Annotated in this window: 15 protein-coding genes; 10 read left to right on the top strand and 5 right to left on the bottom strand. The window is 40.4% G+C overall.

The window, feature by feature from the left end; genetic code table 11:
* Positions 1-79: 79 nt before the first annotated feature.
* Positions 80-976 carry a TIGR01777 family oxidoreductase gene (locus J8Z24_RS06565; protein WP_252095489.1) on the top strand — a complete coding sequence of 299 codons (897 nt, stop codon included), beginning with the start codon at positions 80-82 and terminating at the stop codon, positions 974-976.
* Here J8Z24_RS06565 and J8Z24_RS06560 read toward each other — a convergent pair.
* Positions 971-2329, bottom strand: a complete 1359-nt coding sequence (locus tag J8Z24_RS06560; protein ID WP_252095488.1) for a murein transglycosylase domain-containing protein — start codon at positions 2327-2329, stop codon at positions 971-973. The genes J8Z24_RS06565 and J8Z24_RS06560 overlap by 6 nt on opposite strands.
* Before the next feature lie 41 nt (positions 2330-2370).
* Positions 2371-2949 carry an LPP20 family lipoprotein gene (locus J8Z24_RS06555; protein WP_125252966.1) on the bottom strand — a complete coding sequence of 193 codons (579 nt, stop codon included), beginning with the start codon at positions 2947-2949 and terminating at the stop codon, positions 2371-2373.
* A gap of 186 nt (positions 2950-3135) precedes the next feature.
* Here J8Z24_RS06555 and J8Z24_RS06550 point away from each other — a divergent pair, with 186 nt between their 5' ends.
* From J8Z24_RS06550 to J8Z24_RS06540, 3 genes are read left to right on the top strand one after another with little or no spacing between them, the layout of a single operon-like run.
* Complete coding sequence (locus tag J8Z24_RS06550; protein WP_252095487.1) at positions 3136-4788, top strand: COG3014 family protein; 1653 nt, start codon at positions 3136-3138, stop codon at positions 4786-4788.
* 4 nt (positions 4789-4792) lie between these two features.
* Positions 4793-5410 (top strand): penicillin-binding protein activator LpoB, encoded by a 618-nt coding sequence (locus J8Z24_RS06545; RefSeq protein WP_125252964.1) that lies wholly within the window; start codon positions 4793-4795, stop codon positions 5408-5410.
* Complete coding sequence (locus J8Z24_RS06540) at positions 5400-6398, top strand: LPP20 family lipoprotein (protein WP_128732163.1); 999 nt, start codon at positions 5400-5402, stop codon at positions 6396-6398. Before J8Z24_RS06545 ends, J8Z24_RS06540 begins: the two co-directional genes overlap by 11 nt.
* Before the next feature lie 62 nt (positions 6399-6460).
* Here J8Z24_RS06540 and J8Z24_RS06535 read toward each other — a convergent pair whose 3' ends face one another.
* The 3 genes from J8Z24_RS06535 to yejK all read right to left on the bottom strand — a co-directional run bounded on the left by J8Z24_RS06535 (position 6461) and on the right by yejK (position 9123).
* On the bottom strand, positions 6461-6865 hold the full coding sequence (locus tag J8Z24_RS06535) for a type 2 periplasmic-binding domain-containing protein (protein WP_252095486.1): 405 nt from the start codon (positions 6863-6865) through the stop codon (positions 6461-6463).
* 10 nt (positions 6866-6875) lie between these two features.
* A complete protein-coding gene (locus tag J8Z24_RS06530; RefSeq protein WP_125252961.1) occupies positions 6876-7952 on the bottom strand; it encodes a porin in 1077 nt (358 codons plus the stop codon).
* Positions 7953-8109: 157 nt separating this feature from the next.
* The gene (gene yejK / locus J8Z24_RS06525) at positions 8110-9123 is read right to left on the bottom strand and encodes a nucleoid-associated protein YejK (RefSeq protein ID WP_128732161.1); all 1014 of its coding nucleotides are present in this window, start codon (positions 9121-9123) and stop codon (positions 8110-8112) included.
* Between the two features lie 65 nt (positions 9124-9188).
* On the opposite strand from yejK, the gene J8Z24_RS06520 reads away from it, so the two are divergent.
* From J8Z24_RS06520 to J8Z24_RS06495, 6 genes are all read left to right on the top strand, one after another.
* The gene (locus J8Z24_RS06520) at positions 9189-9401 is read left to right on the top strand and encodes a YejL family protein (RefSeq protein WP_125252959.1); all 213 of its coding nucleotides are present in this window, start codon (positions 9189-9191) and stop codon (positions 9399-9401) included.
* Positions 9402-9405: 4 nt separating this feature from the next.
* Positions 9406-10917 (top strand): DUF3413 domain-containing protein, encoded by a 1512-nt coding sequence (locus J8Z24_RS06515; RefSeq protein WP_176031837.1) that lies wholly within the window; start codon positions 9406-9408, stop codon positions 10915-10917.
* A 61-nt stretch (positions 10918-10978) separates the two neighbouring features.
* On the top strand, positions 10979-11452 hold the full coding sequence (locus tag J8Z24_RS06510) for a DUF4124 domain-containing protein (protein WP_128732159.1): 474 nt from the start codon (positions 10979-10981) through the stop codon (positions 11450-11452).
* A 117-nt stretch (positions 11453-11569) separates the two neighbouring features.
* Positions 11570-13294 carry a bifunctional isocitrate dehydrogenase kinase/phosphatase gene (gene aceK, locus J8Z24_RS06505; RefSeq protein ID WP_128732158.1) on the top strand — a complete coding sequence of 575 codons (1725 nt, stop codon included), beginning with the start codon at positions 11570-11572 and terminating at the stop codon, positions 13292-13294.
* A 17-nt stretch (positions 13295-13311) separates the two neighbouring features.
* Entirely contained in the window at positions 13312-14250 is a 939-nt protein-coding gene (locus J8Z24_RS06500; RefSeq protein ID WP_125252956.1) for a LysR family transcriptional regulator, read from the top strand.
* A 330-nt stretch (positions 14251-14580) separates the two neighbouring features.
* On the top strand, positions 14581-14958 hold the full coding sequence (locus J8Z24_RS06495) for a hypothetical protein (protein WP_128732157.1): 378 nt from the start codon (positions 14581-14583) through the stop codon (positions 14956-14958).
* Positions 14959-15003 lie beyond the last annotated feature (45 nt).

The raw sequence follows: 15003 nt of genomic DNA, 5'->3' as shown, positions 1-15003 counted from the left end.
AACCACCTATAATGAAAATGAGTGATCTAACTCCTTGCTAAAACGTAGGTTTGTAAGATAACAAAAAAGAGACCATATAATGAAAATATTAATAACTGGTGCTACAGGGTTAATTGGTAGCAAGCTATGTCAATTTTTAATCCATAAGCATAGTCTCATTGCGCTAACCCGCTCGCCAGTGAAAGCCGCTCCAGTGTTACCGCCTGGTACTCACTTTATCACCAGCCTAGATGAAGTAGATTTTAATGATATTGATGCTGTCATCAACTTAGCAGGAGAACCAATTGCTGACGGTCGTTGGACTAGACAAAGGAAGCAAGAGATTCGTGATAGCAGAATCAACATCACACGCGCAATCAGCTCAGCAATAGGTGCAGCAACCACCCCTCCGGCATTGCTTATTTCAGGCAGTGCTGTCGGAGTTTATGGGCGCCAACCTAGTGATGTAACAATAAAAGAAGACTTTACAGCACATTACGACGAATTCTCTCATCAGCTATGCCGCGACTGGGAAGATGCGGCGCTCGCAGCGAAGTCTGAGCAAACTCGAGTATGTATTTTAAGAACTGGTATTGTACTGTCAAAAACAGGTGGTGCACTAGTCAAAATGCTACCGCCATTTAGACTAGGGCTAGGCGGTCCAATTGGCAAGGGAGAACAGGTAATGTCGTGGATCCACATCGACGATATGGTACAAGCTATTTTATTTATTCTCAAACACGATGAAATTGAGGGCATTGTGAATGCCACAGCACCCAATCCAGTATCAAATAAGCTGTTATCACAGGAACTTGCAAAAGCCTTGTCCCGTCCATGTATTTTTACAGTTCCCCCTATCGTACTTAAACTGGTTTACGGCGAGATGTCTGACTTATTGCTTTTTGGACAGCGTGTTGTACCACAAAAACTATTAGACACGGGTTACCGTTTTCGCCACGACAGTATCGACGAAGCGTTACGCTCTCTCAACTTATAAATTCCCCGCTGTCACCATCGCTATTTCGGGTAAATATAACTTTTCTCTGGCTAACACTTTGTCTAGATAGTGCTTTGTTTCATCATAAGGTAAGCCCTTGTCCAAAGCACTAAGTACATTTTCGGGTGACAGTGAGTTGATGATTTTGGACGCTTTAGTAATAGAGCGCGAGCCATCAGCATTAAATACTCTAGCCACATTACCTGCGCCGGTGTTGTAAGCTGCAATCATACAGTACTTTCGACTTAAAGGATCTTGTATTTTGCTAAGATAGCGTTTGTCCAAAATGTTCAAATAAGCAGCACCTGCTTCAATATTGTTGTCGGTAACATACAAATATGGTGCAGACATCGGCTCATCACGATTGTAAAGCATACGGTTAACATCCACTCCCGCACTGGTAGGCACTATCTGCATCAGCCCAAATGCTGGAATATGTGATTTTGCCATGGGGTTAAAGTGACTTTCAGTGTGCATTACAGCCAAAATGATACTCGGTGCAATATCAAAGCGCTGTGCCTGTGAATTCACTTGAGTCAAGTAACGCTGAGCCCTGCTTCTGGCATCAACTTTCTTTGGCAATTGGAGCACAACCTCAGAAACAACAGTCGTCTGTTTTTGTTCAGTTGTGCCTGTTTTAGTTGCCGCTTTTACTAGTTTTTTTAGGCGTTTTTGCTTGAGTTGCTCTAATTTTTCCTGTTGTTCTCGACGTTGCTTCTCGGCGACTTTATCATTTTCACCATCTAAAATAGCTTGATCTGTTTGTCGCTCAATATAACGTTGTTGTTGCTCAAATTGGCTATCTATTTGATTCTTAGCTGCAATTAAAGCTTGCGCTCTGGAAGCATTATCAATTTGGCGCTGTTGTGTTTTGGTTTTTGTAAAATCAGGTGCATTTTGGGTATTAAACACATCAATGACAGCACGATCGTTTGCAATAAACTCTTTATATAGCGTGCGTAACTGTTCCTCAGTGACCTTCTTATCCGCAGCGTGTTTTACACTAACGACCAATTTATTGGCAGCAAAATCCACCACCATTCTTGATGATAAGTCGTCACTGTAAGAAACAAAGGTTGCTTGGTCTGAAACGGTAATATCACCCCATTGCTGGATCACCTGATCGCGGAATGAGTCGAACTCCTCAAAATGTTCGGTAACATAGTCAGAAAATGCCGTTAACTGTTGGCGCTTATATTGTTCAAACTCACTCAGCTCTTGATCTGAGGGGGTAGACGTTTGCCAACGCGCCATTTTCTCTGAGAGCTCTTCAAATAACTGAGCTTGACTTGCTACTGCACTTGGGATCGCACTCAAAGCGACAACTAAAAACGAACACAATGATTTACGCACAACAACCCTCCTTAAAAAAATTAAAGCGTGATAATCACGCTTTAATTTGTCAATCTAGCAATTTCCTTCTCAAGGTCTTTCTCAGCTTTGTAAGCTTTAAACTCTTGATATAAAAACTTTTCATCTTGCGGGTCAACACTACGTTTGCTTTCTTTAATTAAATCTTTAAAAAGCGCTTTAGTCAGTTCAGGTGATAGTGTAGTAAGCGCACAAAAGTAATCTTTACCGGAAATATCAATAACATCTGCCTTTACAATTCGAGAGCCATTTAAGGTTTGCTTTGTTAATTGCTTCGAAACCGAGCTAAAAGTTGCTCCGACGGTAACGTCTTCATTTGCGTCTGTGCGGTTTGAAAAAGTTTTGTCTAATCCCTCTACTCGGGTTTCAATTTGCTGCGCCAGCGCCAGACGCGCGTTAGCAACCGCCATTTTTTGATCAATTGAAATATTTCCAGAGTATTTCACACAGTCAGCTGCGGCAATACCATCTTCAATGGTCGGATTAAGAACCCATTCTGGAATATTAACTCGTGGACTGGAAGCTGCGTCATCTTTACTTGAACTACAAGCCGATAAGATCCCTATCACGGCCACTGATAAAAGTAGTTGTTTTGCTTTCATATTGGGTTCCTTAATTGCCCTGATTACAGAGTAAAACGTATCAAAAAAATAACTGCTTAACAGTAATAAATTGTAAAAACGATTTTTAACAATTTAGCACTTTCAATTCAGTTTTTTACTATTTAATTTATTGTTATATGATTGAACTCAGACAACACTGCCATTATAAGTAGAAGTATGCAAGGAATGCGATTCCAAAACACGTTTTTTCAATTATTCTTCAAGTTACTCTTCTTAGTCAGCTTTTTAATACTTGCTGGCTGTAACCTCACGCCAAGTGCGAATAAGTTGGCAATTGAATATGCTGAACAAGGTGATTTTATCACAGCCCAAAAGCACATAGATAACGCCTATAAAGGCTCTTCACGAGACGAGTTACTTTATTATCTAGAGTCAGGTATGTTATCGCATCTACAACAAGATTATATGCAAAGTAATCAGTTTTTAGAAAATGCTAAAAGTATCATTGAAGCTGCATACACTGTCAGCATCAGTGATGAGTTATTTTCCGCATTTACTGGAGCCAGCTACAAAAAATATACCGGTAAAGTATATCACCGTCCTATGATCCACACGATCATGGCTCTAAATTATGCCGCTTTGGCAAGCAAATCCGCAGCAAACAGCACGGCGTTATATGACTCAGCATTAACAGAGATGCGACAACTAGATCTATATTTGGAGCAGTTAAAAAGGAGCACTGGAGGTTATGGTGGCAACCAGACGAGCCTTGGTAATGTGGAAAAAATACTGAAAGCTATTTTTGGTCAGCCTTTTTTAAAGGAAGATCTAGAGTATAAAGATGATGCGTTTGCCCAGTATTTAAGTGGGATATTATACGAACAACAAGGGGAATTAGACAGCGCAAGGATACAATACGAACGAGCTGCAAAAGCATACAAAAACGGCTTTAGTAAACAATATCAATTAGGAGGACACGCACAAAAGCAAGCTCAAAAAGACTTAACTAGAGTCGTCGCAGAGCAACCGACTGATTATTTTACCTTAGTACAAAGCCTGGGAGTTTCCCCACAAAGAAAAGAGTTTAATCTGTATTTGAGTGTTGATGAAAGTGCACAAGCGATTGTTATCACTCCTATTTATCTAGGCACTCGTGAAGAGCGCCAAGCTCAATTTGCTTGGTTTAATTTGATGTTCTCTGATACTAGCCTCTTTGACCTCATTCAGAATTATGCCACCGGAGACTTTGGAGACGTCATTCTCGGGTCGGTGACAAAAAGACTACCTTTGGGCGAATCACTCTGGCAAAAAGCAGTAAATGAGGGAATTATTGATGCGTTAAAATATGGCAGTAGAATTTCCGTCACGTATTTACAACCCCACAAAAATAATATTGAACAAGTTACCCTTTTTGCCAACGGACAAAAAATTACAGAATTACACCCCTTTTATTCGGTAAACTTACTCACATTGTATGACGCCTTGAGTAATGCCAATATGGAAATCTATACAGCAATCTCCCGAGAGATATTAAAAGCAGTCACAGCAAACAAAGCGATTAATCAATTTGCATCACCGCAGCCAACACTACTTGCGGGATTGGCGCAATTAACAGCATCAGTAACCAATGCAGTGACGGCTTCGGCTGATATTAGACAATGGCAGTCTCTACCAGCTGAAATCAGAGTGGCTCGTGTTAAGCTACCCCAACATACTCGCGAGTTGACATTGCAAACAACACTGCGCAGTGGCAGAGTTATCAACCAAAATATTCAAATTAATTCAAAAACTCAAACAATTAGTCATGTGCGCACATTTACCGGTATTACGGCTGCTGCCACACCAAACTATTTATCCTCATTAACTAACATGGACTGAAGATATGAAGCCAAAATTTGCTGTAAAACTCGTTGTACCAATGCTCATCGTCTCATCTGCGGCGTTGACAGGTTGCTCTTCGACAACAAAAGTCAGCCGAATTGATACAAATGAAGAAATTGCACTTTCTGATAAGTGGAATGGCAAAGACTCACAATTAGTCGCTGAAGCGATGGTTAGTGATATGCTTGGCTTTCCATGGGTGCGCGAGCACCGTGCCAAAGAGGGAAGCAGACCTGCAATCATTATTCAATCCGTTCGTAACAAGTCACATCAGCATATCGCTGTCGACACTTTCTTAAATGACTTGAAACGCGCAATTTTACGAAGTGGGCAAGCAGACTTTGTTGCTAACCGTGACATACGAGGTGAGATCCGAGAAGAGCGCCGAGACCAAGAGCTAAACTCTAGCCTAGAAACTCGTAACGAAATGGGACAAGAGCAAGGTGCTGACTATGCGTTATCTGGCACTATTAACTCATTTGTTGATGAGCAAGGTGGTAGCCGCGTTACCTTCTATCAAGTCGATCTTCGACTAATTGACATGACGACAAACCGTGAGGTGTGGAATGGACAGAAGAAAATTCAAAAACTTCAAGAGAGAAGCGGGTATGGCTTCTAAACGTTTCGTTTTACCTTTGTGTATAGCCTTAAGCTTGTCTGCTTGTCAGTCAACTAAAGAAGCGATTGCAAAAGAACAAACACAACCGATATGGACAACACAGCAGCCAACCTCTGAGTATTTGACCTATGGCGTTGGCTCAGCAAGCCATATTGCAAACCGCACAGAGGCACAGCTTGCAGCTCAAGAATCTGCGAGACTTGCGATTGCAAAGCAGCTCAATGTCGAGATTGAAGGTATAACACAAGTAACACAAAGCCAATCTAATGGGGATTTTTCTTACCAAGTTGATGAAGTACTGTACTCTCAAGTACCGAGTATCAAGTTACAAGGCGTAAAAATCGAAGAGGAGTTTTATTCCCGGCAAAATAATACTGCTTATGCCCTAGCCTCGTTCAACAAAGTTGAGTCAAGGATGCATACGGAGTTAGATATTCATCAACTTGATGAAGACATTGTCAAGGCAAACATTTCTGGGCTCACTAACTCAGAAAAATTAAAAGACGCAATGGCAATTAAGCGCTTGATTGCCAAACGCCGAAAAGCTAACGATTATCACCGTCAACTCGGAGGCGGCTCTATTGCTACACCACAGTCCGTAAAAGACAAAGATAAAATATTGAACGATTTTCTTCAGTCTCTCACATTCAGTATTTCATCCAAATTATGGGGGCTTGAAAACATCCGTAACCAGCTTGCTGAAAGTTTGACTAAACAAGGGCTAACAGTGGTCGGTGACAGTCAAGTAGCAGACTTTCAAATTGACTTTAGTGTCGATTTTCAAGATGTTAAGAGAAATAACACCTACTATGTTTTTGCTAATTCGAGCTTGATATTATTGGAAAACAGCAAAGAAAAAGCACATGTTTCTACACAGATCAAAGCTGCTTCCAGTTTTGAGAATATGGCAAAAGCAAATGCTGAAGAAAAATCAGCGAAGATGCTCAGCAAGAAGCTCACAATGCTAATTATTGACAGTAAAATCTAGCTGATACCTATAAACAATAGGGCTCCAAACAGGAGCCCTATTATGAAATCTAAGACTGTATATTAGAACGATTTTACAACCTTAACACTGCCATCGGCCGCTCCCGATGACACAAAACCAATTAAATTAGGGTTGCTCGCAACTAATTTAATCACTTCAGCATCATCAGCGGCTTCTTTTGGAGGTGTCCCCTTACCAGTAAATACAAGCTTCGACCAATAGGCTTTTAACTGACTAGAAGATTTATTCAGTACTTTTTCATTAAATTCATCCGTTACACTTGAGCCATCAACTTGGGTAATTGGCAGTGCTTTAGAGCCATCTGAAAAAGACTTCGCTTTGCCGATAAAGATTTGTTTAATTTCATTCTCATCAAGGGCGGAGTTATTCGCTGGGTTAACAATCACGTCAACAGCCAAGGTGCTATATGAACTACAAAGTAGCGCAAATAAAAATAGTTTTTTCATGACGCTCTCCTTAAAATACCATATCGATACCGATGGTGATGGCTTTACTATCACCAGCGACTGCAAGCCCAACGGAGTTGTCTTCAACTTCGTCATATTGAATTTTAAATGCTGCAGCAGAATGGAAATCCCAGCGGATCCCAACAGAAGTAGTCTCGTGACTTTCTGCATCATCTCCTTCTCCTTCAAAATCAGCGTAAGATACAAAAGGAGTGACACTATCGAAGCGATAACCTAGTGTTAGCATCTTAGTATCGAGATCACCGTCTAAGTCGAGTCTATTTAATTCTGACAGGATGAAAAAATTGCCCCAATCTGCGTTAACCGCTAACCCGTAGAACTTACCATCACGCTCATCACTGCCATTCCACAGTACTGGCTCTCCAGCGCGATAGCGTTTATTGGTATAGCGCATATGCGTAAGACGAACCTCAAGCCAGTCATTACTGGTTTGGATCACTCCCCCCAAAATATCTTTCCAGATTTCTCTGGTGGGCTCTTGAAAGAAAAACTCACTAAGCAGTTTGTTGTCATCGTCATCTTCTTTACCAGCGTAGATGTTGCCACTCAATGACCAATCACCAATACTGCCATTATAAAGCATATTCACACCGTTATAGTTGAATATTTGCCATGTGTAGTTGTCGGCAGGTGCACGCATCCACACATACGCATAGCCAACATCATAGAAGTCTGAGTAGTAAAAAAGTGGTAAGCGCTTCTTACCAGCTTGGAAAGTCCAATTGTCATTTATCTCGTATGACAAATATGCCCATTCAAACTTAGCATCAAAGTCATCAGCTCCTCGAGCAACAATTTGTCCTGTCACACTCAAGCCTTCCGTGAGATCTGTACTAAATTGCAGCCCCATCAGTGTCTCAGGTTCAAACGAAACATCCTCATCATACACACTGACGATAGGGTAATCTGCGAGAAAGATTGGATCGTTTATTCCGAATTGTGGAACACCGCTACCACTGAGCACTTTGCCCGCATTGATACTTGCAAATCCAGAAAAGTTTACCTCCGCATGACCTGCAAAGCAGGCAAGGCAAAGGGTACAGCCTAAAGCTAATTTTGTCTTCATTGTGATTCATCCCAATTGCTTGTTATACAAGTACTACAATGCAAGTATAGTTAAAATTAAAAAAATGCTAGCAAAAGCAGCAAATTGATAGTTCTTTTTGCAAAAAAAGGGATAAAACAGGAACAAAAAAGGCAGCTTTCGCTGCCCTTTCTAAAACTTAAGACTCATCGTTGTAATAGCGCTCAATTTGATCTTTTAAGTTTGGTGGTACACCTTTAATCGTTAGTGTATCGCTCGCAGCATCATAGATAACGCGCTCGCCCAAATGTTTACGCTCAAAACCTACACTCACTCCACCACCAAGCCCTGAAAACTTGACCATGCTCGTTACTGTCTTTTTATCTACAGGGAAACTCTCTTCCAACTCATAGCCTTGTTCTTTATAAAAGTCTTCAAACTTGACGTCTGCCGACTTAGACAAAGTTTGTGACAAGGTGTTGACATCAGCATCCTCACCCGTCGTGACACAGTCGTTGCAATAATCAAAGACTTCTTTGCGAATATCATCCTTTTCGGACTTTTCGTATTGTTGCGCTGATAAGTAATCTTCTACAGCGTGCAGCATAGTTTGGGATTGTTGCTTAGGATCGATCCCCTCTTCACAGCCAAGAAAATCAAGGAAAAAATCTGCGACCTTACGACCTGCCCTACCCTTTATAAACGAAATATAACGATTTTCTTCCGCTGCGGTATCCCAAGCATCTAAATCAACTCTTGCAGCCAACTGCATACGCGAAATATCTAAATGCTTTGCTGCTGATAAATCTAGATCAGAGGTGATTGTGTAGTGCTCTTTGATATTTATTAGTGCAATCATAATAAAATTGCTGGCAACATACTGATAATGACAAAACACTAAATATCCTGTTTCGTGAAAAGCATATTTATTAAGCTCTTCTTTGAGAACATTGGTGGCCTCTTGAGTTAAGTGCCAAAAATTAAGCTCGTTATTTCTGTAGCTTTGCATAGCAGACGCAACGACACTATTTTTTTCGCCACTAAAAGCACAAAAACCTTTGCCCGGTTTGCCGTTGTAAGCATGATGTAATTGTTCAATGAAAACATTTACTTTATCATTGATTTGCATTTCATCTTCACGGAGATGTATCTCGGTATCTTCGTCCTGTTTGTCTACATAGTGAACAACTAGTTTTTTTACCTCAACGCTCATCTTTGTTTTTCACGCCTCTAATGTTAAAATGTAAAAATTATTGCTTTTATAAATTGAACCAACTGATGCCTATCCAATCAAAGTATTCCAATAAACAAGTAGAAGAAATTGTTGACCAATTAATTAATGTATTAAGCTCGCAAAACGCACCAGTTGATCTTAGCTTGATGTGTTTAGGTAATTCTATCACGCACATTATAAAAGAGCATGTTCCAGAGAATAAGAGACAATCTGTTGCTGAAAATTTTGCTAAAGCGCTTACTCAATCAGTAAAGTAACGGAATGAACCTTACACCGCACAGCCCTTTTTCATCGAAAGCAAGTCAATTATTAAGCTGGGGACATTGGTTTACCTTTGCAAATATTGGCTTGGTTTTGCTGATAAGCTCAGTTTATTTATTCGCTGACAAAGCACCAAGTACGTTTGTCGGCTGGTTTTATATGCTGATCACGTGGATAAGCCACACCAGCTTTATCACCTTTTGTGCGTTTGTATTAACCATTTTCCCGCTGAGCCTAGTTTTTCCTTATCCACGACATATAAGGGGGATGGCCGCATTTATTGCCACGTTAGGCATTGTCGTGTTAACCATTGACGCATTTGTATACTTGCAGCTGGGGTATCATATCAACCCCTCGTCATTACCAGACATATTTGTGCTCTTATGGGAAACACTCGTTGGCTCTTCAACATTCAGCCTCATTATTGCATTTTTAATTTTGGCCTTGATACTTACCTTTGAGTTACTGGCAGGTAATTATGCCTGGCGACATTTGGCTGAGTTAAAATCATATACCTTCCCACGCTACGCAACCGGTACAATTGTAACTTGCTTTGCGCTGAGCCATAGCCTTCACATTTGGGCTGATGCCAACGCGTTTTTTGATATAACGAAGCAAGATAACGTGCTGCCGCTATCTTACCCGACAACAGCAAAAAGCTTACTTGCAAGGCATGACCTGTTGGATATAGAAAGGTATGAAGAAGCTCACGCTTTAAATGTTGGCAGCGCGCATTCCAAATATAGCGCACCAATCATCGCTGCTGAGTGTCAACCCAACACTCAACAAACAATGACTATCTATGCGTATAATGACGCTCAGTCATATCAGCAAATAGCATCAAATACGCTGCAAAGCGATAATCATAGCATCTTTGAATTAGACTCAGTGCTTAGAGCCGGAAACTCTAGCGACGCCTTATTTAGTCTTATTTATGGACTTCCAAGCTACTACAAAGAGTCCATTTTAGTACAACAACAAGTTCCTATTTGGTCGTTAAATAACAACTTATTGAGTGTAAAGTCTAGTGGTGAATTTACGTTCATCCCAACAAAAGCTGAAGCTAAGCTCGCCATAGTTGAAGCTAACAGCAAGACACCTATTGATTTAAGTAAACCGTTTATCGCACTCGACTTGAGCACGCATCGCTCAACCATCCTAACTAGTTCGGCGTTTACGAACATTAACTTGTACGCGAAAGTAAGTGGGCTTATGCAACCTCATGATATTACCTACACCGCTATAAGCTCAGTATTTGGCTGTGCTCCTTTGGCACAACAAGGAATGCTTGGCTCTAATGTTAAAACGCGCAGTCATGCAGAGGGCGTTAACTTTACTCAAGGTGTGCTCGTAGCCTTCAAAAAAGATAAAATTACATTAGTGGATCAAGATGGTAACTTTAAACAAATGTCAGCAAAAGAAGGCTTTGTATTAAATGGCAACTTAGATATCCCTTTTTTAATTCAAAGTATCAAGACATTAAAAAAATTCACGACACCAGAAGCGCAATGATCTTGAAGTAATGCTGTCGTCATCTATGGTTAAATTATCTTTTAAACCGCAGGGATGCCGTATGAAATCGCTTATCAAGGTTATATTACTATTTCTGCCCTTATTCGGACGCGCAGAAACCGTAAAATACTTTAAATGTACAACTAGCAAAGGCGCTGTTTTCAGCCAGTTTCCCTGCTCAGTTGACGCTACACAACATACCATAACAACAACTGATCCCAAAGCCACTGTGCCCTCTGAGCAACATTATAAAGCGCTTAATAATATTGAACGCGCACAAATCATAAAAAGAACAAAACATGCTCTTCGAGCAAAAAACCACGAAAGAGCAATTTTAAATAGAAAACGAGACACAGCTGTTAGAGAGGAGCAAGAAAAACTAACAAAATTGATGAGTGAAGATAGACGTAAGGAGCGAGTCCGGCAAGTCACCAAGAAAATCAAAGCCATTAATAAGTCACATGCCAAGGCATTAAAAAACCTAGAGAAAGAAATTTCAAAATTAGAAAAGCGATTAAAGAGCTACGAAGACTAACTAATGTTGTAACTTCGTTAAATTAACTTTGGCCAAAACTGGTATTACCAGATGACTTTTTATACATTCCCTTGTAAAGTGAAGCTATCTCACAATGCGTATTTATGAGGGATGTATATGCAAGCACAGCAATTGGCTGAGCAGATTTTGTCCGGCTTTCAAAATCACTATCAAGCTTTCGTAAAAATCACTAAATTGGCGCCTTTTGCGTTTGCTAAGCAAAACTGGGGGGAAATAGAGAGAATTAGTAAAGCAAGGATCAGTCAATACGACAGTAAAGTCGATGAAACCGCACACAAACTCATGCAGCTTTATCGCTCAACTCAGCTCAACGAAACACTGTGGTACCAAGTAAAACAAGCCTATCTCGAACGCTTAACTTTTCATCCTCAGCCTGAACTTGCTGAAACCTTCTATAACTCTGTTTTTTGTAGATTATTCCATCGTCGCTATTACAACAGTGATTTTATTTTTGTCGAAACCCAGCTCGCAAATGCAACCTCCCTTCCCGTTGAAGCCGAGTATCGTAGTTATTTTCCTGTTGTGAATGGATTGAAACCAACGATAAAGAAAATGATTGAGCAAATAGACTTTCACTGTGAATTTGAAGATTTGGATCGTGACATTCGATTACTCGTAAAAGCATTTTTGAAACAAGCGCCTAATACCCATCATCAAGCACACCTGATGCGCTTTGACATCCTAAATGCGCCTTTTTATCGTAATAAAGGAGCTTATATCGTAGGAAGAGTAGTCTCTAAATCTGGAGTACAGCCGTTTATCATCTCCATTTTACATACTGAAAATGGCAAACTATTGATAGATGCTTTACTAACAAACAGTTCACAGATGCGAGTTATTTTTGGCTTCGCACGCGCTTATTTTCTAGTAGAAACACATGCCCCCTCTGCACTGGTTAAATTCTTAAATCAGCTAATGCCAAATAAAACAAAGGCTGAACTTTACAACGCAATTGGCTTTCACAAGCAAGGTAAAACCGAATTTTACCGAGAGTTTTTACAACACCTAGACAATTCTGAAGAGTTATTTGAAGTAGCAGCGGGTACACCTGGTATGGTGATGATGGTTTTCACACTCCCCAGCTTCCCTTACGTATTTAAGGTGATCAGAGATAAGTTTCCTGAAAGTAAGCCCTTTACCAAAGATACTGTACTGCAGCGTTACCAGTTGGTAAAACGTCATGATAGAGTGGGTCGGATGGCTGATACCATCGAGTATTCTGACGTTGTTATACCAGTTGCACGATTTTCACCACAGCTCTACCAATTGCTGTTAACATCAATCTCTAATAGCATCAGGGTCGAAGGTGAGAACTTGGTAATCACGCACCTATATATCGAGCGTCGCATTACACCACTCAACCTGTTTGTGCAGCAAGCTGATGATTCAACCTGTGAGCAAGTCATTAAAGATTACGGTAATGCACTCAAAGAAATGCTGGCCGTTAATATCTTTCCTGGCGATATGCTGTTAAAAAACTTCGGCGTCAGTAAACATCACAGGGTAATTTTTTATGATTATGATGAAGTACAGTACTTAACCGAGATGAATTTTCGAGCATTACCCAAACAGGGCATTGAAACCATGTACGACTCTGGGGATATTTCTAGCGCCCCTCAGGATGTCTTTCCAGAACAACTGTGTACATTTGTTCTGACAAATCCTAAACTAAGAGAAATGTTTCTGAACCATCACCCTGATTTGGCTGAGGTCGTATTTTGGCAACAAGCGCAACGTGATATACGTGAAAAAGCCGTAAAGCATATTTACCCTTACCCACAAAAAAATCGCTTCCTACAAATGGCCAAAAAAGAAAAATAACATAAAGGAATCCCTGAGTGAACATTAGTAAAATTGATCTTAACTTGCTGGTTTATCTCGATACACTACTTCGAGAATGTAATGTGACGCGTGCAGCAAACCAACTTAGCATTACACAGCCAGCTATGAGTAATGGTTTAAAACGCCTCAGAAACCTTTTTAATGACCCAATTTTAGTTCGCACCAGTGAAGGAATGGTTCCAACTGAGCGCGCTTTAGAGCTACAGCCTGTTATCCGTGGTATCTTAATGACGTTGGAAGAAACGCTAGCACCTAACAGAGAGTTTGAAGCGGCTAGCAGCAATCGCGTATTTCGCATTATGGCGAGCGACTATGCTGCAAGCACGCTTGCCCCTAAACTACTCAATAAGCTTCATGAAGAGGCGCCAGACACTACACTAGACATCCTCACACCCAGTGACGTTACCTTCCATGACGTTGAAAATGGGAAAGTTGATATGGCAATTAATCGCTTTGAAAACCTCCCACAGTCGTTTCATCATAAACGAATTTGGAAAGATAGCTTTTGCTGCCTTGTAAAATCTGATAATCCAATTATTGCTAACTTTACTTTGGATGCGTATCTTAAGTCACGTCATATTTGGGTAAGTAAAACTGGGTTTGGCGTTGGTGTTGGGATGGATCCTGCTGACGTACAAAAGCTTGGGTGGGTTGATGAAGCTCTTGCCCATTTTGGCAAGCACCGAAACATTGCAACCTTTACTCGTAATTATCACGTCGCGATACATCTTGCTAAAGAACAAAACTTAGTTGCTACTTTGCCTTCAAAAGCAGCCAACATATATCGTGATGATCCAACTTTATCGGTCTTGGAGCCGCCCTTTCCTATCCCACCATTTGAGCTAGATATGATTTGGAGTCCACTACTACATCGTGATGCCAGCCATATATGGTTGCGACAAAAAATCGCTGAAGTAGCACAATCATTGATATGATACCAATTAGCCTTTTTGATACTCGCTCAATTTGAGAGAGTATCAATGTAACGCTAACTGCGTTAAAAATCTCTTATTTAGAACAACTAAATAGCAAAACTTTTGCCTTGTCTGCATGGCGGTAGGCACCTCGGCATTAGTACGACGCTTTAGCGATGTTATCAACAAGGTTTTTCGACTCAAAATAGATCTTTTAATTAAAATAATTGGTATGACCTAAAAAATATCGTCGGACAAGGTCATTTAACTATGATCCCATACATTCCATGCTGGTATCACAAGCGAATTGAACTATCCTTTTATTTATATAGATAAAAGGTGTGATACAGCATGGCAAAATTCTCTTACCGGGCAACAATTGATAATAAAGAGAAGCTAATCCACGCAGCCGCCTATGGTGAATGTGTTGAAGTAAATATTATCAATATGTACAAAAACCTGGGTTTGGCACTAAAATCCAACAAACTAAACTGTTTGGTAATTGATGTATCACAATTACATATTACTTATGATTATCCGAGCGTGTTGAATGTACTTCAAAAACTCAATCAAGTTGTTGATAATATAGCACTCGCTAGAGTTATCTCTCCTACTGATACCAAAAGTGGGCTCATCGAGGCGTTTGCCGAAAAGCATGGGCTTACTATTAAAAACTTTGAAAATTACAACGACGCGATTACATGGCTTCAAACACTCAATCGCGCCTAATAACTCTCTTAATTATACCGTTCAACTAGACATTGCTAGCAAATC

Source organism: Pseudoalteromonas sp. SCSIO 43201, assembly GCF_023716725.1.
GTDB classification, from domain to species: domain Bacteria; phylum Pseudomonadota; class Gammaproteobacteria; order Enterobacterales; family Alteromonadaceae; genus Pseudoalteromonas; species Pseudoalteromonas peptidolytica.
Note: the sequence above shows the minus strand (reverse complement) of the source record. Positions and strands in the feature narration are given on the sequence as shown.

Coding starts and splice junctions, on each gene's coding strand:
- J8Z24_RS06565 (WP_252095489.1), top strand. CDS start 80: ATGAAAATATTAATAACTGGTGCTACAGGGTTAATTGGTAGCAAGCTA.
- J8Z24_RS06555 (WP_125252966.1), bottom strand. CDS start 2,949: ATGAAAGCAAAACAACTACTTTTATCAGTGGCCGTGATAGGGATCTTA.
- J8Z24_RS06550 (WP_252095487.1), top strand. CDS start 3,136: ATGCGATTCCAAAACACGTTTTTTCAATTATTCTTCAAGTTACTCTTC.
- J8Z24_RS06545 (WP_125252964.1), top strand. CDS start 4,793: ATGAAGCCAAAATTTGCTGTAAAACTCGTTGTACCAATGCTCATCGTC.
- J8Z24_RS06540 (WP_128732163.1), top strand. CDS start 5,400: ATGGCTTCTAAACGTTTCGTTTTACCTTTGTGTATAGCCTTAAGCTTG.
- J8Z24_RS06535 (WP_252095486.1), bottom strand. CDS start 6,865: ATGAAAAAACTATTTTTATTTGCGCTACTTTGTAGTTCATATAGCACC.
- J8Z24_RS06530 (WP_125252961.1), bottom strand. CDS start 7,952: ATGAAGACAAAATTAGCTTTAGGCTGTACCCTTTGCCTTGCCTGCTTT.
- yejK (WP_128732161.1), bottom strand. CDS start 9,123: ATGAGCGTTGAGGTAAAAAAACTAGTTGTTCACTATGTAGACAAACAG.
- J8Z24_RS06520 (WP_125252959.1), top strand. CDS start 9,189: ATGCCTATCCAATCAAAGTATTCCAATAAACAAGTAGAAGAAATTGTT.
- J8Z24_RS06515 (WP_176031837.1), top strand. CDS start 9,406: ATGAACCTTACACCGCACAGCCCTTTTTCATCGAAAGCAAGTCAATTA.
- J8Z24_RS06510 (WP_128732159.1), top strand. CDS start 10,979: ATGAAATCGCTTATCAAGGTTATATTACTATTTCTGCCCTTATTCGGA.
- aceK (WP_128732158.1), top strand. CDS start 11,570: ATGCAAGCACAGCAATTGGCTGAGCAGATTTTGTCCGGCTTTCAAAAT.
- J8Z24_RS06495 (WP_128732157.1), top strand. CDS start 14,581: ATGGCAAAATTCTCTTACCGGGCAACAATTGATAATAAAGAGAAGCTA.